The organism is Brotaphodocola sp., from assembly GCF_050873365.1.
GTDB lineage: Bacteria > Bacillota > Clostridia > Lachnospirales > Lachnospiraceae > Brotaphodocola.
Window position 1 is genome coordinate 45397 of record NZ_JBNMIQ010000011.1, and the last position, 21501, is coordinate 66897.

Sequence of the window (21501 nt, forward strand, 5' to 3'; positions counted from 1 at the left end):
AAAAGAAAACCGACCTCCAAGCATCAAAGTTTTTCTCTGACACTTAGGGTCGGTTCGTTCAGTCCGTTTCCGTCAACAACAATTCGTTACTCATTCACGGCACGGCGGATTGCAGAGAGGAGTTCGTCATACGTCTCATATGCCGGAAGTTCCGGATGATCCTTCTTGATCTGCTCGGTGCTTCGGAATAAAAATCCTGCCTTGCTTGCCTCGATCATGCCGAGATCGTTGTAGCTGTCTCCGCTCGCGATCGTCTCAAATCCGATCGACTGGAGTGCCTTCACGGTCGAATACTTGGAGTTTTCAATGCGCATCTTAAATCCGGTGATCTCTCCATTCTCTGCGACTTCAAGAGAGTTACAGAAAATTGTCGGCCAGCCAAGCTTCTTCATCAGCGGTTTTGCAAACTGGGTAAACGTATCGCTGATGATGATCACCTGTCCCATCTCACGCAGTTCATCAAGAAACTCTCTTGCGCCCGGCATCGGGTCAATCTTTGCGATCGTCTCCTGAATCTCCTTGAGTCCAAGACCGTGCTCCTTGAGGATTCCCAGTCTCCACTTCATCAGTTTGTCGTAATCCGGCTCATCTCTCGTGGTGCGCTTCAACTCCGGAATTCCGCTCGCCTCTGCAAATGCCACCCAGATCTCCGGTACCAGAACTCCCTCTAAATCCAAACAAGTAATGTACATGATTTTTCTCTCCTCCCGGCAAACGCCTGACAAAATGCCTGTATCTTAGTTTTTAATGATCTTAGCACAGGAAGCCAGATTTTTCCACCCTGTTTTTCCTCATTTTCCTGCGTTTTCTTGTATTTTCTTATGTTTTCTTGTGTTTTTTGCAGTTCTGCTACCATTCATGCGTTTCTTCATGCGTTCCATCATGTATTTCACAGACAGTAACACAGTTTTCTCTTTTTGTGTCAATAAAATAGGACTGATGCCAATAAAATGGGATTGATGGTTTTGCCGATTCGTTTTAAAATAACTAAGAAAGTAAAAAACGAAAGAAAAGAAACGATTGGAGATTTTATGATGAAAGAAGAACGTTTTCTGGATGATGGGCGAATCATTCGCACCGCTTCGATTGATGATTTGAATGCCGTCTCTGCGGTGGAGGCTGAATGTTTCCCACCTGCCGAGGCAGCCTCAAAAGAAGAATTTGAGCGCCGGATCCGCGCTTACGGCAACCATTTCTGGCTGATGTTTGAGAATGGACAACTCGTCTCTTTTGTTGACGGGATGGTCACAAATCAGGCAGATTTAACCGATGATCTCTATGAACGCGCAGAACTCCACGATGAGTCCGGCGACTGGCAGATGATCTTCGGCGTCAACACAATCCCTTCCCGCCGTAAAAAAGGATACGCCGGAGAATTGCTTCGTCAGGCAATCTCCGACGCAAAAGAGCAGGGACGCAAAGGACTTGTGCTTACCTGCAAAGATAAGTTGATTTCTTACTACGCCTCATTTGGATTTGAAAATGAGGGAATCTCTGAGTCCGTACATGGCAATGTCGTGTGGTACCAGATGCGGTTGAAGTTTTGAGTTGTCTCATCTTCTTGATGTATTTTTTCGATATTTAAGTATTAAATCAGTTAGCTCCTCTGGTGGAGAAAGTTCTGCAAACACGTTCGCACTCCGGGTTCGACGTAGCGGTGCATAAGGTCGCAAATATGCGACCTAAACACCGACGTCTCACACGGGTTTGCAAAATCTTTCCCACCGTCGGAGCCTTATCACTATCTTGCCTTATTCCATCCTAGATTTTCATAAAAATTTTAAATCAACTCTAATGTCTTTAATAAATATAACCAGAATGTCAGGGAAAACGCACTTCCACAGGTCGTCAATGCGACAATGCTTGAGGTCAGAACTCCGGCATGCCCCATATTGCGGGCCATGACATAACTGCTGACAGTCGTACTTGAGCCGAGCATGACGAGAATCGCAATCAGTTTTGCCTCTCGGAATCCGAAAAAGACTGCGATGGGAAGGAAGATTGCGCAGAGTCCGAAAAGTTTCATGAAGGTTCCAAGAAATGCCGGACCCATTCCGCTCTTTGCTTCCTTCCAGTCAAATCCGGCTCCCATCGCCATAAGTCCAAGCGGGGTTGCCATTCCACCAAGCGTGTTGACTGTCTTTAGCATGATTGCGGGCATCGGGATCTTGAGTACCGACCAGAGTGCACCGAGAAAGATACCGATAATGATCGGATTTGTCGCAATCCCGCGCAGAGTCTTTTTGATCAGAGCCGGATCATTCGTTCCGCTCTGTCCCGGACGCATGAATGAAAGAATGACCACCGCCATCACATTGTAGAGTGGGACACTTCCGACAATCATCAGCGGTGCCATTCCTGAGGTACCATAAATATTTTTGATGAACGCAATGCCGAGAATCGCTGCACTGCTTCGATACGATCCCTGTACAAACTCTCCTCGAATCGAGGAATCTTTGAGTATCAATGAGATCAGATAAACAATTGCGATACTCAAAAGCGTTGTGGCAAAACAGAATACGACAAAGCGTGTGTCCCAGACGGACGCAAAATCTTCCACTGCAAGATCACCAAACAGCAGAACCGGCAGAGCCGCCTTAAACACAAACTGGTTGAGCCCACCAATCATCTCCCCCTTGATCAGCCCAATACGCCGAAAAAAAACACCCAAAACCATCAACAAAAAGATGGGAATTGTGGCGTTCAAACTAAAAATCAGATTTTCCATAATACTTCCTCCCAGGTACTCCCCAAAAAATTACTCTGACCAATCAATCCATCCCACATTCCGAATTCAATCGCCAAAGTTTCGCACATTTGCAACAATTTCGTTTTTTATTTTGCCACGATTCACCTTCCTTGTCAAATAAAAGGGGATCCAAAAACTCTTTTCCAATGTATTCAAATTGATTTTCCTTCTCGCTTGTGGTACACTAATTCTCATGCACAAAAGGCTAGGACCACTTATACACTTATAAGTTCACCTGTATCATGGAATTCCGGTACTCCGCCTTTCCTTGTGCTATATCCAAGTTATTTTTATAAAACAGAAGGGGTTATCATCATGCACAAACACAAGAGAAGTACCTTCTCTGGAAAGCTCGGCTTTGTCCTGTCTGCCGCCGGCGCTTCTGTGGGACTGGGAAACATATGGAGATTTCCATATCTGGCAGCGAAATATGGAGGCGGAATCTTTCTGCTCGTCTATATCATCCTCGCACTGACCTTTGGTTACTCGATCATCATCGCGGAGACCTCACTCGGACGCATGACAAAGAAAAGTCCGGTAGGTGCATTTCAGAGTTTTGGAAAATCAAAAACTCGATCATTTGGCGGATGGATCAATGCAATCATTCCGATTCTGATCGTGCCGTACTACTCCGTCATTGGCGGATGGGTTATCAAATATCTGTTTGAGTATCTGAGAGGAAATGCGCAGACGCTCGCCTCCGACGGATATTTCTCCAGCTTTATCTCCAACGGACTTTCCACGGAGATCTGTTTCATCGTATTTACATTTTTTACCCTCGGCATCATCTATGCCGGTGTCCGAAACGGAATTGAGCGCGTCTCTAAATTTATGATGCCAATTCTGGTTGTCCTGTCCGTCATCATTGCGATCTATTCCACGACAAGACCGGGCGCGTTTGAGGGTGTGAAATACTTCCTCATCCCAAATGTCGCACATTTTTCGTGGATGACGGTTGTATCTGCAATGGGACAGATGTTCTACTCGCTCTCGATTGCAATGGGAATCCTGATCACCTTTGGTTCCTACATGAAAAAGGAGACTTCGATCGAGGATTCCACCCAGCATGTTGAGATTTTCGACACTGCAATCGCAATCATGGCTGGTCTTATGATCATTCCGGCAGTCTTTGCATTCTCCGGCGGAGATCCTGACACGCTTCAGGCCGGACCTGCACTGATGTTTATCACAATTCCGAAAGTCTTTGCAAATATGGGATTTGGAACCGGTGTTGGCATCCTGTTCTTCCTGCTCGTCCTGTTTGCTGCAGTGACAAGTTCGATTGCGCTGACAGAGAGTGCCGTCTCCACGTTTGAAGATGAGCTTCACTGGAGTCGAAAGAAATCAACCGTATTCATGGGCGTAATCATGGTTCTTCTCGGTACACTCTCCTGCCTCGGATACGGACCTCTCGCAAATGTGACGATCATCGGCATGCAGTTCCTGGACTTTTTTGATTTCCTGACAAACTCCGTTATGATGCCGATCGCAGCGATTGCGACCTGCCTGTTCGTGTCAAGAGTTGTAGGCGTCGAAAAAATTGAGGAAGAGGTTACCTTAAATGGACAGCCATTCCGCCGTAAAAAGATTTTCCTTTTCATGATCCGTTATCTGTGCCCGCTGTTTGCAGGAATCATCCTGATCAGCTCCGTGGCAAATGCATTTGGATGGATTTCAATGTGACATTTCGATGTGACAAAAATGGGGATACCACACAACACTGTGCGGTATCCCCATTTGCATATATGTAAGCCATCCACTCTGAGTCATGCAGATTAGGCTCTGGGACAGAAAAGATTCTGCAAACCCGTGTGAGACGTTGGTGCTTAGGTTGCGTACTTTGCAACCTTATGCACCACTACGTCGAACCCGGAGTGCGAACGAGTTTGCAGAACTTTATCTGTCAACAGAGCCGTTTCTCATTTCATGTTTTTTTGTTTCTCACTTCATATCTTTTTTTATTTACTCTTTTACAAGTGTCTCAGCACATCGCATCCTACACTTCATCGATTGCATGTCCAATATCGTGGCGCATGTATTTGTTCTCAAATTCTACCCACTCTGTTGCCTTGTAAGCATTTGCGCGAGCTTCCTTGAGATCTTTGCCGAGTGCGGTCACGCCGAGCACACGACCTCCGTTCGTCACAACGCGTCCGTTCTCATCGAACTTCGTGCCGGAATGGAAGGCGTAGTAACCCTCTGCATCCTTGAATTTCTCAAGTCCGCTGATCGGATAGCCCTTCTCGTAGTGTTCCGGATAGCCGTCAGACGCAAGCATCACGCAGACTGCTGCATTGTCCTCAAACTCCAGCTCCACCTGATCGAGAGTTCCATCGATACAAGCCTCAAACACCTCAAACAGATCATTCTTCATGCGCGGAAGCACAACCTGAGTCTCCGGATCACCGAAACGTGCATTGTACTCAAGCACCTTCGGACCATCCTCAGTCAGCATCAGTCCAAAGAAAATGATTCCCTTGAACTCTCTGCCCTCTGCTCTCATCGCATCAACCGTCGGCTGATAGATGTGTTCCCGGCAGAATGCATCGACTTCCTCGGTGTAGAACGGGCTCGGGGAGAACGTTCCCATACCGCCTGTGTTGAGTCCCTGATCGCCATCCTTCGCGCGCTTGTGATCCTGAGCGGAAGTCATGATGCGGATCGTCTTTCCATCTACAAAGGACAGAACGGAAACCTCGCGTCCGGTCATAAACTCCTCGACAACGATGCGATTTCCGGCAGAACCGAACTGCTTGTCGAGCATCAGCGTCTTCACGCCTGCCTTTGCCTCCTCGCGGTTCATGCAGATCAGCACACCTTTTCCGAGTGCAAGACCATCGGCTTTCAGTACGATCGGCATCTTAGCCGTCTCCAAATACTCAAGCGCGGACTCCGGCGTGTCAAACGTCTCATAAGTCGCCGTCGGAATGCCGTATTTCTTCATCAGATCTTTCGAGAACGCCTTTGATCCCTCGAGAATTGCCGCATTCGCTCTCGGTCCGAATGCGCGCAGTCCTGCCTTCTCAAGCACATCGATCGCACCACCTGCAAGCGGATCATCCGGTGCGACAACGGTCAGATCCACCTCATGTTCCTTTGCAAACTCTGCGAGCTTGTCAAACTCCATCACACCGATATTTACGCACTCTGCAAGCTCTGCAATTCCTGCATTGCCCGGTGCACAGTAAATTTTATCTACTTTCGGGCTCTGTGCCAGTTTCCACACGATTGCGTGCTCTCTGCCACCGCCACCAACAACCAGAACTTTCATTCTGTGTCCTCCCGTCTGTATGTTCTACCTGTATATTTTTCCTGTATAGTTTTCCTGTATCTTCTTTTTATATATTCGATTATCTTCTTTTTGCATATTCGATCCATATCTAATATCTATATGTTCGATCTTGCAGGATATCCTATTTCACTTTTCCGTTTGCAATCAGATCAATCGCCTTCGGCAGAATCACCCACTCCGCCTGCTCCATGACTCTGCGCTGTAAAATCTCAGGCGTATCGCCATCTTCTACTTCCACAGCCTTCTGCAAAATGATCGGGCCGGTGTCCATTCCGCCGTCCACAAAGTGAACCGTCGCTCCAGTTACCTTGACTCCGCGCGCAAGAGCAGCCTCATGCACCTTCAGTCCATAGTAGCCAACTCCGCAGAAAGACGGAATCAGGGACGGATGAATGTTGATGATCCGGTGCTGGTACTTCTCGACCATCTTTTCCGGAATCTTCACAAGGAAACCGGCAAGCACGATCAGGTCAAGGTTGCACGCATCGACCTGCTCAAGCAGAGCTTCGTTGAATGCCTCGCGCGTCTCAAACTGCTTCGGGGAGATGCAGATCGCAGGTATCCCATGTTTCTTTGCGCGCTCTAAGGCATAGGCGTTCGGATTGTTGCTGATTACGGTCACAATCTCTGCGTTCGTGATTTTTCCGCTGTCTACCGCGTCCAGAATCGCCTGAAGGTTCGTTCCACCTCCGGAAACCATTACTCCGACTCTCAGCATAAGGTCACTCCCTTTTCACCATCCTCGATCGAACCGATCACATACGGGGTATCTCCGGTCTCACGGATTGCGCTCATCGCCTTGTCCACATCTGCCGGATCTACTGCAACGATCATTCCGATACCCATATTGAAGGTGTTGTACATCATCTCTTCTGCGACATCGCCCTTCTTTGCAAGCATTCCAAAGATCGGCGGAACCGGATAGCTGTCCTTCTTGATCACTGCACGGGTTCCCTCTTTGAGCATACGCGGTACATTCTCATAGAAACCGCCACCTGTGATATGACTGCAAGCCTTGACTTTCACGCCTGCGTTCTTCACGCTCTTGAGTGCCTTCACATAGATTCTTGTCGGTGCAAGCAGAGCCTCACCGAGGGTCTTGCCAAGCTCGTCGTAGTAGGTGTCAAGACCTTCCTTCGTCATCTCGTTCTCAAATACCTTGCGTACCAGAGAGAAACCGTTCGAGTGAACACCGGTGGAAGCCATACCGATCAGCACATCGCCAGCCTTCAACTGCTCGCCGGTGATCATCTCCTTCTTATCGCAGACACCAACTGCAAAACCAGCCAGATCGTAATCCTCCTCCGGCATCAGACCCGGATGCTCCGCGGTCTCACCGCCGATCAGAGCTGCCTCAGACTGGAGACATCCCTCTGCCACACCCTTTACGATGTCTGCAATCTTTTCCGGATAGTTCTTGCCACATGCGATGTAGTCGAGGAAGAACAGAGGCTCACCGCCTGCACATGCGATATCATTCACGCACATCGCTACGGCATCGATACCGATCGTGTCATGCTTGTCCATGATGATGGCAAGTTTTACCTTTGTACCACATCCGTCTGTTCCGGACAGCAGAACCGGCTCTTCCATCTCCTTGATCTTTGCGAGGGAAAATGCTCCGGAAAATCCGCCGAGACCGCCTAATACTTCCTCACGCATGGTTTTCTTTACATGCTCTTTCATCAGCTCTACTGACTTGTAACCTGCTTCGATATCCACTCCGGCTTTCTTATAATCCATCTTTTTCTCCGTTCTGTCGCCCGATCTGCGACTGTGTTTTCTACATGTTTTTTAGGATAAATGTGACTGTTCAGACTGTTCAGTACCCTCACAGTTACGAATTTCTTACATCTGTGCCAGATATTCCTTGTAACCGATGTTCTCGAGCTTCTCTGCCTTCTTCACAACATCGTTCTTTAAGTTCTCTGCATATGCCTTTACTTTCTCGAGGAGAGCCTCATCAGACATTGCAAGCATCTTCGCTGCAAGAATTCCCGCATTTGCACCGCCGTTGATTGCTACGGTTGCAACCGGAATTCCGGACGGCATCTGCACGATGGAATAGAGAGAATCTACTCCTCCGAGATCGGAAGTCTTCATCGGAATTCCGATAACCGGAAGGGAGAAAAGTGCTGCGCACATACCCGGAAGATGAGCTGCCTTTCCGGCACCTGCGATGATTACCTTGATTCCTTTTCCCTCTGCGGACTTTGCCCAGTCAAAAAATACATCCGGCTCACGGTGTGCAGAAATAATCGTCATCTCATAGTCAATTCCAAACTTGTCCAGAATCTCTGCTGCCTTTGCCATAATCGGCATATCAGAGTCGCTTCCCATCACAATTCCTACTTTTGCCATTGTAAGCTCTCCTTTATTATTATATTAGTAGTTCTTATAATTAGTGCTTGTAAATGAATTATTACTTATCAATATCATAACTGATTTTTTTTGCAACGTCAATAGGGAATGGGACGAACTTTCCTAATTCTTATATAGATGAATCCCATCCTCGATTTTTCCAGAGAATAAAAAAGGGGAGTGGACAGAATTCGTCTTCTGTCTCACTCCCTCAAAAATTCTTCCTATCAGAATCACTTCAAAATCACTATCACTGCGCATCCACTCTGAGTTATACAATAGCGGAATTATACGATATCTGCAAGCGGGCAGATCTCAATGCCCTCACGCGCAAACGACTCGCGGATCTTTGCGACAAATGCAAGTGCGCTCGCACCGTCTCCGTGTACGCAGATCGAATCTGCCTTCAGGGCAATGTCTTTTCCGGTGATTGCCTGAACCTTCTGCTCCTTGACCATACGGATTACGCGCGCAATCGCCTCATTCTCATCGGTGATCATTGCGCCCTCCTTCGTTCTGGCTACGAGCGTTCCGTCCTCCTCATAGGCACGGTCTGCAAAGACCTCAGATGCTGTGCGCAGACCGCAGTCCTGTCCTGCGCGGATCATCTCACTTCCTGCAAGTGCCATCAGGATCAGCTTCGGGTTGTACTCTGCGATCGCCTCACAGATTCCCTTTGCGAGCTTATAATCCTTTGCTGCCATGTTATAGAAAGCGCCATGCGGTTTTACATGTTGCATCTCGACACCGGACGCCTTGCAGAATGCATCCAGAGCGCCAATCTGGTAAAGGGTGTAGGCTTTCGCCTCCGCCGGAGAGACATTCATGTTTCGACGACCGAATCCCATCAGATCCGGGTATCCCGGATGTGCTCCGACACGGATGCCTGCCTCCTTTGCCATCTCAATCGTCTTCTTCATCACAACCGGATCGGATGCATGAAATCCACATGCCACATTTGCAGATGTGATTAACGGAATCACCTTGTCATCCATTCCGAGTGTATAACGTCCAAAGCTCTCTCCAAGATCGCTGTTCAAATCTACACGATACATTGTCTTCTCCTCCCGTCTTCCCTATATCTATACATAGAATACCAGCGCCACAAGGCAAACGTCTGTGCAAATCCATTGCAAAGCTTATTTGCCGGTGGCGCCTATATCACATAGCATCTCTATTTGATGTGCATTATTTGATATGCATTGCATTATTTGATATGCATTGCATTCTCGATAAATCCGGTGTCTGCCTTTCCTTCGGCAAAAATCGGATGTCTCATAATCTGATACTGGAAATCCAGATTCGTCTCCACACCGATCACAAGCATCTCATTGAGTGCAGAGCGCATCTTCATCAGCGCTGCCTCTCTCGTCGGAGCATGCACAATCACCTTCGCAATCATCGAGTCATACTCGGATGGAATCTTGTATCCGGTGTAAAGTCCGGTATCGACACGAACTCCGTTTCCTGCCGGAAGATGAAGATGTCTGACAACGCCCGGGCTCGGCATAAAGTTCTTCTCCGGAATCTCCGCATTGATTCTGCACTCGATCGCATGACCTCTCGGGCGCACATCCTCCTGCGTAAAGCTCAGCGGTTCTCCCATTGCCACGCGGATCTGCTCGATAATCAGGTCGGTTCCGGTCACCATCTCCGTGACACCGTGCTCAACCTGGATTCTCGTATTCATCTCCATAAAATAGAAGTGACCCTTCGGATCAACGATGAACTCGATCGTTCCGGCATTCGTGTAGCCAACGGTCTTTGCCGCGAGAATCGCATACTTGTTCATCTCCGCGCGCATCTCGTCGCTAACGGCCGGGGACGGGGACTCCTCGATCAGCTTCTGGTGATTTCTCTGCACGGAACAGTCTCTGTCTCCGAGTGCCACGACATTTCCAAAGGAATCTGCCATGATCTGAATCTCAACGTGGCGCGGATTCTGCACAAAGCGCTCAATGTACATCGTGTCATCGCCGAATGCATTTGCGGACTCTCTCTGAGCCACGCCGAACTGGAACTCAAACTCTTCCTCGTTCTCTGCGACACGCATGCCCTTTCCGCCACCGCCGGAGGAGGCCTTGATCATAACCGGATAACCGATCTCCTTTGCCAGCTTCTTTCCGACCTCTGCGTCGTAAACCGGCTCTCTCGTGCCCGGAACAACCGGAACACCTGCATCCATCATCGTCTTTCTCGCATGGGACTTGTTTCCCATACGGTCGATGACATCCGCATCCGGACCGATGAACGCGATGCCGTTTTCCTTACAACGTCTCACAAACTCGCTGTTCTCAGACAGGAAACCATAGCCCGGATGAATCGCATCAGCGCCCATATTTTTTGCCGCCATGATAATCTGATCCATGTTCAGATAGTTGTTTTTGGCAGGTCCCTCACCGATACAGATTCTCTGATCGGCAAGCTGGACATGAAGGCTGTTCTGATCTTCCTTTGAGTAGACCGCAACACTGCGGATTCCCATATTTCTGCACGCCCGGATGATGCGGACCGCAATCTCGCCTCGATTGGCAATCAGTATTTTTTCAAACATCGTCCGCTCCTCCCTGCTCTTATAATTTCTTTACGCGGAACAACGGCTGACCATATTCCACTTTCTGCTCGTTGCTCACAAGAACAGCCTCGATCTCGCAGTCATAGTCGCACTGGATCTCATTCATCAGCTTCATTGCCTCGAGGATACATACCGTCTGACCATTCTTTACGCGGTCTCCGACTTTTACGAATGCCGGAACGTCCGGTGCAGATGCAGAGTAGAACGTACCTACGATCGGAGCGAGGATCAGCTCGATGTCATCTGCCTCCTCTTCCTTTGCCTCTGCGGTCGGCTGTGCGGTTGCCGGAACCGGAGTCGGCGCAATTCCGGTCGTCACTACCGGCGGATGAGTCAGCTTGCTCATCGTAATCTTTGTATCGCCATCCTTGATCGAAAACTCCGTCAGGGAAGAATTCTCAATAATTTTTACCAGTCCTTCAATCTTCTCTAAATCCATATGAACAATCTCCTTATCCCTAATTTTCATCGATGTTCTGATATCGCAAAATGCTTTAAATGATCTCTCACAATTATTTTTTGCAAGGCATTTGCAATCGATTTATGATCAATCTCTTATCTCTACGGATTATCCTCTTTAATCAGCGAAGAGTCGTCTCAGGCGCTTTGCAACCTGTCTGCACTCGAGAACTTCCTTACACGGCTTGTGGATCTGCACGCGCATCGCAGCAAGCTCTTTCTCCTCCTCCTGATACAGATGCTGTGCCTCCTCGACGGAGACCTCCTGGAAACGAATCTTGTGATCCGTCTTTCTCTGTACCAGTTTCGGGATATCCACACTGATCACGGTCGCAATCTTTGCATATCCGCCTGTCGTCTGACGGTCTGCGAGCAGAATGATCGGTTTTCCGTGTGACGGAACCTGAATCGATCCGAGGGCAATTCCCTCTGAGATGATATCGGATGTCGTCTTCGGAGCAATGAACGGTCCCTCGAGTCGGCAACCCATTCGGTCAAAATCGCTCGTCACGGTGAATTCCTCATTCAGGAAATTGCGGATTCCCTGCTTGCTGAACATATTGTTCTGCGGTCCCATGACCACGCGCAGGGTCACACTCTCCTGATCAAACTCATTGATGTTGAGCTTTCTTGAGAGGAAGAACGGAAGGTAGTTTCTCTTGATTCGGAAACTGATGTAATCTCCCTCCATCAGCTTTCTTCCCTTGAAACCACCGATCTTACTCTTTAAGCTCGTGCATCGGCTTCCCATGACTACCGGGATTTTCAGATAACCGGAAAAGGCGATGTAGCCACGGCTTCCTGTTCTTGCACTTCCAAATTTCAGGATGTCTCCCTTATTCATATAGAGGGCGGTGTACATCGGCACCGGCTCTCCGTTTACCTCCGGATGGAAATCTCCTCCCGTGATCGCGATGATCGAAGCAGAGGTGAATTCCAGCGTCGGACCGATCAGAGTGAACTCCAAAACGGCCTCATTCTCCGGATTATCAATCAGAAGATTTGCTATTTTAAATGACCGGACATCCATAACGCCCGAAACGCCGAATCCCTGACTCTGGTATCCCGTTCTTCCGAGATCCTGAACGGTTGTGAGCAGTCCGGCTTTTAAGATACGGATTCCCATATTACACCTCACCTTCGCGAACGGTACACTCATATTCTCCCCGCTCGACCAGTTCCTTTATTCGCAGATATTCTTCCTCATCCACCGGAACAAACCGAATGTAATCTCCGGCTTCCACCAGAATCGGAACTTCGCGCTCCGGGTCGTAAGTCTTCACCGGAGTCATTCCCATCAACTGCCAGCCACCCGGCGAATCCATCGGATAAATACCGGTCTGAGAGCCACCGATTCCGACGCTTCCCGCGTCAATCTTGATTCTCGGGGTTGCCAGTCGCGGAGTGTGAAGGCGTTCATCGAGTCCGCCGAGGTAACAGAATCCCGGAAGGAATCCGAGCATATAGATCAGATAGTCTTTCGAGCTGTGCAGGGCGATGACTTCCTCCTCCGTCATTCCCGCATGCTCTGCGATATATGCCAGATCCGGACCATATTTTCCGCCATAGCAAACCGGAATCTCGAAGACTTTCTTCTTCTCATTTCCCGCCTTCGTCTCCACTTTCAGAAGTTTTCTCATTCGCTTTGTGATCTCGCTGTAAGAGATTACACGCGGGTCGTAGTTGATCAGCAGAGAACAGAATGCCGGGATCACATCGAGAACACCCTCAATGTGCTGTTCTCTCATCAGCTGAACCGTCGCCTTAATCCTCTGGTTGATCTCTGGGCTGATCTCATTTCCAAACTGAATCAACAGGGAACTGTCACCTGCTGTCAGAATACTGATTTCACTCATGCCAAGAATCTCCTTCTTTCATTTAAAAAGGTCTTTTGAATCTTAAATTAATTTTTATATGAATTGCTTTAGATGAATCGGAAAATGGACACAGCCACAAAACTGCGCCCATTTCCATCAAGTTCTCAAATTAGAACAGACCGCCCATCTTCGTCACGAAGGTCGGAATTCCCATGTATGCGGATAAGATTACCACGATGATTCCAAGAATCAGAAGAATCGTCGGATGATGATAATCTTCTCCCATGATCGACTTCATCTGAGAAGCGATCAGGCAGATACCAAGGGTGATCGGAAGGATCAGTCCGTTGAATGCACCTGCGACAACCAGAAGAGTTGCCGGATTTCCAAGAACAACCATGATTGCTGTGGAAACCACGATGAACGCGATGATGACTGCATTCTCGTTCTTCTCAATCGACTTGTTGAACGTCTTTAAGAAGGAAACGGAGGTGTAAGCTGCACCGATGATCGAGGTAACTGCTGCGCACAGAAGAACCAGTCCTGCGAAACGATAACCGAGCTCACCTGCACCCTGACGGAATGCACTTGCTGCCGGGTTGGAAGCATCCAGCTCTGCGCCCTTTGCGACAACACCGAGAACTGCGAGGAAGAGGAAGATACGGACAACGGTTGCAATCAGCATACCCATTACAGAACTTCTGTTTACCTCATTCAGATTCTCCTTGCCGGTGATACCAGCATCGATCAGTCTGTGTGCTCCTGCGAATGTTATGTAACCGCCTACGGTTCCACCCATCAGGGTCAGGATTGCCGGGAACAACGGCTGAATACCCGTTGACGGTGCAAATGTATTTGTCACTGCCTCTCCTACCGGAGGCTTAACTACGATAATTACAATAAAGATAACCGCAATCATGATTGCGCCGAGTACCTTGGTCAGCGTATCCATCGCTGCCTTTGCGTTCTTAAACAGGAATACTGCAATTGCGATTGCTCCTGCGATGACGTATCCAACGGTCGTCGGAACACCGAGCAGAGTGTTCAGTCCAAGCGCTCCACCACCGACGTTACCGATGTTGAAGACGAGACCACCGAGGACAACCATGAAGGCTACAAAATAACCCAGTCCCGGAAGAACCTTGTTTGCCACTTCCTGTCCGCGCAGACCCGTGATACAGAGGACGCGCCAGATGTTAATCTGTGCGATTGCTGCCAGAATAACCGATACCAAGATGACGAAGCCGAAACTTCCATGGTACTGACCCGTAAATGTGGATGTCTGAGTAAGGAAACCTGGTCCGATTGCAGATGTTGCCATCAAGAATGCTGCACCTAAAAGTGCGCCACCGCCTTTTTTCTTTTCACTCATATAAAGCCCTCCTGTCGGATAAAATTTTCATACAGGAAACGCATTCCCGCACGTTTTCTCTGTATGTGGAACTTTTGTCGCGCTTCACTCACTATGATTATGTATGATGCGAATCGCAACGAACTTTTCTTTCGCAAGAAATTTTCCTGGGATTTCCCGCGAAAGCCTTCATTTCATAGAGGATGCCACTCCTTTGAATCTATGAAATGCGTTTCTTTCATAGGATTTTTCCTGTGAAATAAAAAATGGGCAGACGAATTGTGCTTTAAAAGCATCTTCGCCTTCCCATTGGAACATAGTATACCCTACATTTCTGAAAATTGCAACCTAAATGTTTATTTTTTTCAAAAAGAACCCCTCTTTTTGCACTTTTTCACATAGTAAACGGGGCATTTCCCATTTGAAACTTATTTTTTCAAAGTCAATGCCCCGTTTTTCTTTATTTTTTTCCGGTTTCACAAAAGGTTTTTAATGAGTTTCCGTCATTCCGACAGATCCGACAAGATCTGGCAGAACCATGACGGTTCCGATTCACGTGCAGTGCACGAAACAACTCGCATTCACGCGCATTTTACTCCTCTGCTTTCAGAATGATATCCTTAAGCTTTCTCTTCGGAACGTAGTGAACATCGTTCTCATCCCGGTAATAAGCGACGCTCTCTCCCTCTTCGATCTCCTTGAGCACAATCGTCTCCTTCGGCTCTCCGATTGCGACAACCAGCATCGGAACCAGATACTCCGGCAGTTTCAGCTCTTCCTTGATTCCACCGGCATTAAAACTGCCGATCATGCATCCGCCAAGTCCCTTCTCCGTCGCAGAGAGCAACATAGTCTGTGCGACAATTCCGACATCCTTCTGGTACGTATTCAGATTTGCGCCCAGACGAGTATCCTGACAAATCACAATAAATGCCGTCGGACACATCCCCGGATGCGGAAGTGTGAGATCCTTTAAAGCTCTCGCCCACTTCGTCTGCGCCTGAATCCGATCCACCTCTTCTTTCTTCCATGCAAGATAATAGCGAAACGGCTGTCCATTGATCGATGACGGGCAAAGTCTTGCACAGTCCACAAGGTCAGTCAGCTCCTCCTCCGTCACTCGTCTCTCCTCGTTGTAGCCACGGTAACTGCGGTTCTTTTTCAAAAGGTCCTTTAACATTGCGCTCTCTTCCTTTCTTTTCTCCAAGTGTTCCTCAATGCTTTCTGTATGAGATGACACATCTCAGAGTCTCTGATTACTCCCCTTTATTTTACCGCTTTTCCTATCACCTTGTCATCTCTTTTGCAGATAAAATATTGAACCGTCATACAAAAACTCCCTCCCGGCATCCATCAAATGCCGGAGAGGGAGTCTCTTCGTAAAGTTTACAACGCGTAAACCTCGCAATATAAAATTAAGCTCAAATTTCTCTTACTCGTCCCAGTTGTGGTAAACAGCCTGAACATCGTCGTCTGCATCCAGAAGATCCAGGATACGGTTCATGCGCTTGATGTCGTCCTCAGCGCTCAGCTCAACCCAGGTCTGCGGGATCATCGTAACATCAGCCTCCATCATCGGGATGCCCTCTTTCTCAAGAGCCTCACGAACTGCACTGAAGTCCTCCGGAGCAGTGATTACCTCGTAGCTGTCCTCCTCCTCGGAGAAGTCCTCTGCGCCTGCATCGAGAGCCAGCATCATCAGCTCATCCGGGTCCATCTCGCACTCTTCCTTATCGATCACGATCTGACCCTTCTTGTCGAACATGAAGGATACGCTTCCCTGTGCGCCTACGTTTCCGCCACCCTTGGTAAATGCGCTTCTTACATTTGCTGCGGTACGGTTCTTGTTGTCGGTCAGGGTATCTACGATGATTGCAACACCGTTCGGGCCGTAACCTTCGTAGGTCAGTACCTCATAGTTTACAGAGTTTGCATCGCCGGCAGCTTTCTTGATTCCGCGGTCGATGGTATCGTTGGGCATGTTGTTTGCCTTTGCCTTCGCAATTACATCACGCAGTTTGCTGTTGTTAGCAGGGTCCGGACCGCCCTCTTTTACAGCTACGGCGATCTCACGTCCGATTACGGTAAATACTTTACCCTTAGCAGCATCGTTTCTCTCTTTTTTGTGCTTGATATTGGCAAATTTAGAATGTCCTGACATAAAATAACAGCTCCTTATCTATCTTTCTCTTCTCGTCCTCATCCGCACTACTCTGCGGAACCTGTCGTGACCTCACGACAAAACATCTTTATTATTCTAACACCAAAAAGACGTAAGATCAATACTCCTGCTGAAATTTTGTCGGCGATTTTGATGTATATTTCTTAAATACCGCGCAAAAATGCTTGTAATCCGAGAATCCCGTCGCCTCTGAGATCTCCGAGATCCGGTATCTGCCCGTCTCCAAAAGTGCGGTTGCCTGCTGAACCCGGTAGCGATTTAAGAAGTCCAAAAATGTCTGCCCCGTCGCTTCCTTGAACTTTCGGCTCAAGTAACTCGCACTGACTCCAAGCTCCATTGCGATCTGCTCCACACTCAGACGCTTCTGGTAATCTTTCTGAATCCGGCGAATGCACTCTGCGACATAGCCATTCTCCATCACACGGACATTCTTTGTCGCCGTCTCGACACTCTCCTCCTCCGTTTTCCGAAGAGCGCGCTCTGCTCGCCTCTCTAAATCGATCTCCTTTTGAATCTCCGCAATCACACGCGCCAGCTCTTCCTCATCAACCGGTTTCAGGAGATAGGCACTGACCTTTGCCTCAATCGCCCGCTTTGCAAACTCAAAATCCTCATAGCTCGTCAGAAGAATGCTCTTAAACCGCAAAGTCTCCTCTGCCTGACGGATCATCTCAATCCCATCAAGGCAAGGCATACAGATATCCGCAATCACAACATCCGGACGACTCTCAAGAATCTTTTCGAGTCCCTCCTGACCATCCGAAGCCTCCGCAACGACAACGCAGTCCATCGAAAGCCAGTCGGTCGTACAGACGAGTCCCTTTCGGATCACCTCTTCATCCTCTGCGATCAGAATCCGTAGCATCTTTCTCTTCCCCCTCGTGCACCGGAATCGTCACGACGAGAGCGGTTCCCTCGCCCTCCAAGCTCCGAATCTTCACTCCATACGGACGCCCGTAGAGCAGACCTATTCTCCGGTGAATGTTATAAAGACCAGAATGACGGCTGGTATTCTCCCTCTGTTCGAGAAGATCCGCCAGATTCTTGAGTGCACTCTGGCTCATCCCCATGCCGTCATCCCTGCAAAGTAAAAATAATGTTCCCTCATGGCAGTACGCCTTCAAATTGACATGAATCTCTTTTTTCTTTCCGCCAAATCCATACTTGACCGCATTCTCGATCATCGGCTGAAGCACAAGTTTCGGAATCCAACATGAGAGCGCCTGCTCGCTGATCTCGGTCGTAAACTGAAACCGTTCTCCAAACCTGCATTTCAGGATCGCAAGATAACGAGACAGATGGTCAAGATCTTCCGAGAGAATCACTTCTCCCCCGCTGTTCTCCAGGCTGTAACGCATCAGCCCGGACAGATCTCGAACCATCTGCTCTGCGGACGAGGGGTCGAGACGACACATGTAGCGGATGTTCTCGAGCGTGTTATAGAGGAAATGCGGATTAAACTGGGACTCGAGCTGTTTGTTCTGCGCTGCCGCGACAAGCTCTGCCATCTGGCGCGCGGACTCCCGCTCCCGGCGCAGGCTCTCAATCATCTCGTTGCAGACATCTGCAATCTCGGCAAGATCCGGATCGGAATCCGCCCGGATCTCCGTCTCAAGATTCCCGTCCTGAACCTGTCTAAGCCCCCTTAAAATCCGTTCACAGTCTTCCCGTCTCTGCACTTCCCTCTTTCTTCCAAACCATGACCACATGACGCCTCATTCCTCTCCAACTTTTTCAAATCGACTCTGTGTCGACACGAGATCGACATCCATATTGAAGCCGATGTTTTGGTCAACGCCCTATCGATATCCTCTCGATGTTATAAAATATAAACACCTCTCGGGTCAAAGTCAAGGAAAGCTCTCTCGCCTGTCTCATAAATCCGGCGGTTGACCGGGTTGTAATCGGTGATCTGAATCTCCATTCCGTCCACACTCAGCTGATAGTACTGATAGGAGCCCATGAACGTCGAGAGTGTCACGGTTCCCTCAATCACACCGTTCTCCGAAAGGCTGACTGCCTCCGGGCGAAGAACAAGCTCACTCTTGTCGCCTGCCTTTGCATGAGCAAAGTTGTTGACCTCAATTGTCTCCCCTGCGACGAGAATCTTTGCCTTCTCCTCCCCTGCCTCGAGAACCTGTGCGTCGAGGAAGTTCGCCTCGCCGATGAAGTCTGCGACAAAGCGGGAATTCGGATGGTAGTAGATCTCTCTCGGCGTTCCGATCTGCTCAACTTTTCCCTTGCTCATGATGATGATCTTATCGGAAATGCTCATCGCCTCCGACTGGTCATGGGTAACGTAGATCGCAGTGATTCCGACTTTCTGCTGAATCTTTCGGATCTCCGTTCTCATCGTCACACGAAGTTTTGCGTCGAGGTTTGAGAGCGGTTCATCAAAGAGGAGCACGCCCGGCTCAAGCACAAGCGCACGCGCAAGTGCAACTCGCTGCTGCTGACCTCCGGAAAGCTGGTTCGTCATTCGGGACTCCATGCCCTCCATCTCCACAAGTTTGAGGATGTTGAGCACCTTCTCGCGTATTTCATCCTTCGGAACCTTTCGTATTTTCAGACCGTAAGCCACGTTGTCGAAAACGTTGTAGTGCGGGAGAAGCGCATAGCTCTGGAATACCATCGCGGTATCTCGCTTGTTCGGCGTCAGACCGTTGATCGGCTGATTGTCAAGGTAGATCTCTCCCTCATCCGGGCTCTCAAATCCGGCGATCATTCTGAGGATTGTCGTCTTTCCACATCCGGACGGGCCAAGCAGAGTCACGAAGGTTCCCGGCTCAATGTTCAAATCTGCGTCGTGAACGGCATAGAACTCTTTTCCTGTCTTCGGGTCATTATAAATTTTAGAGATATGTTCCAGACGGACACCTTTTTTCTTTTTTTCCATCCTGTTTTCCTCCTGCCTGATTCTATATTCCATATTTCATTCGAGTTTCTCTGACGACCTTACTCCTCTTTCATCTTCCGGCTGACTCCGAAGAACTTCATCATCAGATTCATCAGAAGAACAGCTCCGTAGGTGATCGCGATCAGCACGGTTGCATACGCACATGCGACACCATAGTTTCCTTTTTCTGCCTGCTCATTGATCTGACAGGTGATCAGCAGGAAATCCGGAGTTACGAGAAGAATGATTGCGGAGATCGCGGTGATGCTTCGCACAAATGCAGTTACAAGACCACTGAAGAACGAATCCTTGATCAGCGGAAGCGTCACGGTCATGAAAACTCGCGCGGAGTTTGCGCCCATATCGTAGGCAGACTCCTCAATCGACTTATCAATCTGGCGAAGAGCGGAGATTCCGCTTCGCGTTCCGGTCGGAAGACTTCGCACAACGAAGACGATGATCAGGATCACACCGGTTCCGTAGAGACTGCTTAAGACTCCACTTCGGAAGAGTCCGTTTGCATAACCGCGGATGTATCCGATACCGAGAACGGTTCCCGGAACTGCCATCGCAAGCATCGAGACGAACTCAATGAAACTGCGTCCGCGGAAGCGTTTCTTTACCACGAGATAGGAAATCACCATCGACAGAAAGGCGGTGATCGGTGCGGAGATCAGGGAGAGCACGAAGGAATCCTTGAACGCCTTGAGTCCGCTCGTCTTAAACATGTACTGGAACCACTTGAGGCTCAAGCTGTAATCACGTCCCCACAGCGTAAACAGAGCGCCGAACGGAACCATGATGTACATCAGAAGAACGAAGGCTGCCACGATTCCGCAGAAGATCGTCAGCGGAGTCGTCACGCTCTTGTCCTCGATCAGCATACGCATTCTCGATGCCTTTCCGGTCAGGGTTGCCGCGGTCTTCTTCTCGAGATAATACTTCTGAATCAGGAAGAGGATCACAGTCAGAGACAGGAGGACAACGGACATCGCTGCCGCACCCGTCGAGTCGTAGGCACCGGTTACCTGCAAGTAGATCGTTGTCGCGAGCGTATCATACGAACCACCGATCAGCATCGGGTTTGCAAAGTCGGCAACCGACTCGATAAACGTTACGAGAAACGCATTTCCAAGTCCCGGAAGAAGAAGCGGAAACGTCACGCTCGTAAATACCTTCCATCTCGTCGCACCCATATCGCGGGTTGCCTCCTCGAGAGAAGGATCGATGTTCTTCAAAAGTCCCTTGAGCATCAGGTAGCAGACCGGGAAGAACGTCAGCGTCTGCACGATCGCGATTCCCTTCAAGCCGTACACGTTGGAATCGTAGATGTGAAGCATGGAGCGCGTGATGATACCGCTTCGTCCAAACAGCATGATCATCGACAGCGAGAGCACAAACGGCGGGGATACAACCGGAAGCATCGACACAAGACCGAAGAGCTTTTCAAGGATCTTCGTCTTGAGCTTTACATAGACTTCCACATAGGCGAACAGAAGTCCGATCGCCGTCGAAGCCAGACCGGTGATCACGCCGAGCACCAGCGTATTGCGAAATGCATTCTGAAAACGCTCGAGGCTGAGCACACGCTTAAATACATCTAATGTAACATGTCCCTCCGCATAAAAGCTGTCCACCAGAAGCATCAGAAGCGGATACAGGATAAACAGGGACAGAAAGATCAGCAATACCACAATCATACTGATCAAAATCGGATCTGAGAAAAATTTTTTACGCTCAAGGTCAGCGCTTTGTCTTCTGGCCACAGCCAGTCCCCCTTTCTAACAAGAAACACATTGTTGTCGCCATTGCAATCATC

At 48.9% G+C, this 21501-nt stretch carries 21 protein-coding genes; 2 read left to right on the forward strand and 19 right to left on the reverse strand.

All coding sequences use genetic code 11. The features are described 5' to 3' along the window. Window positions 1–86 precede the first annotated feature (86 nt). A complete protein-coding gene (thrH, locus tag ACR0QT_RS07375; protein ID WP_432630183.1) occupies window positions 87–692 on the reverse strand; it encodes a bifunctional phosphoserine phosphatase/homoserine phosphotransferase ThrH in 606 nt (201 codons plus the stop codon). Then, window positions 668–856, reverse strand: coding sequence for a hypothetical protein (locus tag ACR0QT_RS07380; protein ID WP_432630184.1), 189 nt, complete (start codon window positions 854–856; stop codon window positions 668–670). Before ACR0QT_RS07380 ends, thrH begins: the two co-directional genes overlap by 25 nt. Window positions 857–1034: 178 nt before the next feature. On the opposite strand from ACR0QT_RS07380, the gene ACR0QT_RS07385 reads away from it, so the two are divergent. After that, a complete protein-coding gene (locus ACR0QT_RS07385; protein WP_432630220.1) occupies window positions 1035–1547 on the forward strand; it encodes a GNAT family N-acetyltransferase in 513 nt (170 codons plus the stop codon). 233 nt (window positions 1548–1780) lie between these two features. Here the strand turns inward: ACR0QT_RS07385 and ACR0QT_RS07390 are convergent, their stop codons facing one another. Further along, window positions 1781–2728, reverse strand: a complete 948-nt coding sequence (locus ACR0QT_RS07390; RefSeq protein WP_432630185.1) for an AEC family transporter — start codon at window positions 2726–2728, stop codon at window positions 1781–1783. Window positions 2729–3064: 336 nt separating this feature from the next. Between ACR0QT_RS07390 and ACR0QT_RS07395 the strand changes: the two genes are divergently transcribed. Further along, the gene (locus ACR0QT_RS07395) at window positions 3065–4432 is read left to right on the forward strand and encodes a sodium-dependent transporter (protein WP_432630186.1); all 1368 of its coding nucleotides are present in this window, start codon (window positions 3065–3067) and stop codon (window positions 4430–4432) included. Window positions 4433–4745: 313 nt separating this feature from the next. On the opposite strand, the gene purD is transcribed toward ACR0QT_RS07395, so the two are convergent. The 16 genes from purD to ACR0QT_RS07475 form a co-directional block, all read right to left on the reverse strand. Continuing rightward, the gene (purD, locus tag ACR0QT_RS07400) at window positions 4746–6020 is read right to left on the reverse strand and encodes a phosphoribosylamine--glycine ligase (protein ID WP_432630187.1); all 1275 of its coding nucleotides are present in this window, start codon (window positions 6018–6020) and stop codon (window positions 4746–4748) included. Between the two features lie 142 nt (window positions 6021–6162). Continuing rightward, the gene (gene purN, locus ACR0QT_RS07405; RefSeq protein ID WP_432630188.1) at window positions 6163–6759 is read right to left on the reverse strand and encodes a phosphoribosylglycinamide formyltransferase; all 597 of its coding nucleotides are present in this window, start codon (window positions 6757–6759) and stop codon (window positions 6163–6165) included. Then, window positions 6753–7784: a phosphoribosylformylglycinamidine cyclo-ligase gene (purM, locus tag ACR0QT_RS07410; RefSeq protein WP_432630189.1), complete on the reverse strand. Its 1032-nt coding sequence runs from the start codon at window positions 7782–7784 to the stop codon at window positions 6753–6755. The genes purN and purM overlap by 7 nt, the downstream gene beginning before the upstream one ends. Before the next feature lie 105 nt (window positions 7785–7889). Next, complete coding sequence (purE, locus tag ACR0QT_RS07415) at window positions 7890–8402, reverse strand: 5-(carboxyamino)imidazole ribonucleotide mutase (RefSeq protein ID WP_308451046.1); 513 nt, start codon at window positions 8400–8402, stop codon at window positions 7890–7892. Window positions 8403–8689: 287 nt separating this feature from the next. Further along, a complete protein-coding gene (locus ACR0QT_RS07420; RefSeq protein WP_432630190.1) occupies window positions 8690–9457 on the reverse strand; it encodes a LamB/YcsF family protein in 768 nt (255 codons plus the stop codon). Window positions 9458–9609: 152 nt separating this feature from the next. After that, window positions 9610–10956, reverse strand: a complete 1347-nt coding sequence (gene accC / locus ACR0QT_RS07425) for an acetyl-CoA carboxylase biotin carboxylase subunit (protein WP_432630191.1) — start codon at window positions 10954–10956, stop codon at window positions 9610–9612. A gap of 19 nt (window positions 10957–10975) precedes the next feature. Further along, on the reverse strand, window positions 10976–11416 hold the full coding sequence (gene accB / locus ACR0QT_RS07430; protein WP_432630192.1) for an acetyl-CoA carboxylase biotin carboxyl carrier protein: 441 nt from the start codon (window positions 11414–11416) through the stop codon (window positions 10976–10978). Window positions 11417–11554: 138 nt separating this feature from the next. Then, complete coding sequence (locus ACR0QT_RS07435) at window positions 11555–12562, reverse strand: biotin-dependent carboxyltransferase family protein (RefSeq protein WP_432630193.1); 1008 nt, start codon at window positions 12560–12562, stop codon at window positions 11555–11557. 1 nt (window position 12563) lies between these two features. Further along, complete coding sequence (gene pxpB / locus ACR0QT_RS07440) at window positions 12564–13292, reverse strand: 5-oxoprolinase subunit PxpB (protein WP_432630194.1); 729 nt, start codon at window positions 13290–13292, stop codon at window positions 12564–12566. A 130-nt stretch (window positions 13293–13422) separates the two neighbouring features. Continuing rightward, the gene (locus ACR0QT_RS07445) at window positions 13423–14625 is read right to left on the reverse strand and encodes an NRAMP family divalent metal transporter (protein WP_432630195.1); all 1203 of its coding nucleotides are present in this window, start codon (window positions 14623–14625) and stop codon (window positions 13423–13425) included. Between the two features lie 571 nt (window positions 14626–15196). Beyond that, complete coding sequence (locus ACR0QT_RS07450) at window positions 15197–15784, reverse strand: nitroreductase family protein (protein WP_432630196.1); 588 nt, start codon at window positions 15782–15784, stop codon at window positions 15197–15199. A gap of 252 nt (window positions 15785–16036) precedes the next feature. Then, on the reverse strand, window positions 16037–16765 hold the full coding sequence (locus ACR0QT_RS07455; protein ID WP_308452071.1) for a YebC/PmpR family DNA-binding transcriptional regulator: 729 nt from the start codon (window positions 16763–16765) through the stop codon (window positions 16037–16039). A 118-nt stretch (window positions 16766–16883) separates the two neighbouring features. Continuing rightward, window positions 16884–17651: a response regulator transcription factor gene (locus ACR0QT_RS07460; RefSeq protein ID WP_432630197.1), complete on the reverse strand. Its 768-nt coding sequence runs from the start codon at window positions 17649–17651 to the stop codon at window positions 16884–16886. Beyond that, a complete protein-coding gene (locus ACR0QT_RS07465; protein WP_432630198.1) occupies window positions 17623–18495 on the reverse strand; it encodes a sensor histidine kinase in 873 nt (290 codons plus the stop codon). The genes ACR0QT_RS07460 and ACR0QT_RS07465 overlap by 29 nt, the downstream gene beginning before the upstream one ends. Before the next feature lie 110 nt (window positions 18496–18605). Next, entirely contained in the window at window positions 18606–19682 is a 1077-nt protein-coding gene (locus ACR0QT_RS07470; protein ID WP_432630199.1) for an ABC transporter ATP-binding protein, read from the reverse strand. A 59-nt stretch (window positions 19683–19741) separates the two neighbouring features. Further along, on the reverse strand, window positions 19742–21448 hold the full coding sequence (locus ACR0QT_RS07475) for an ABC transporter permease (protein WP_432630200.1): 1707 nt from the start codon (window positions 21446–21448) through the stop codon (window positions 19742–19744). Between the last annotated feature and the right edge of the window lie 53 nt (window positions 21449–21501).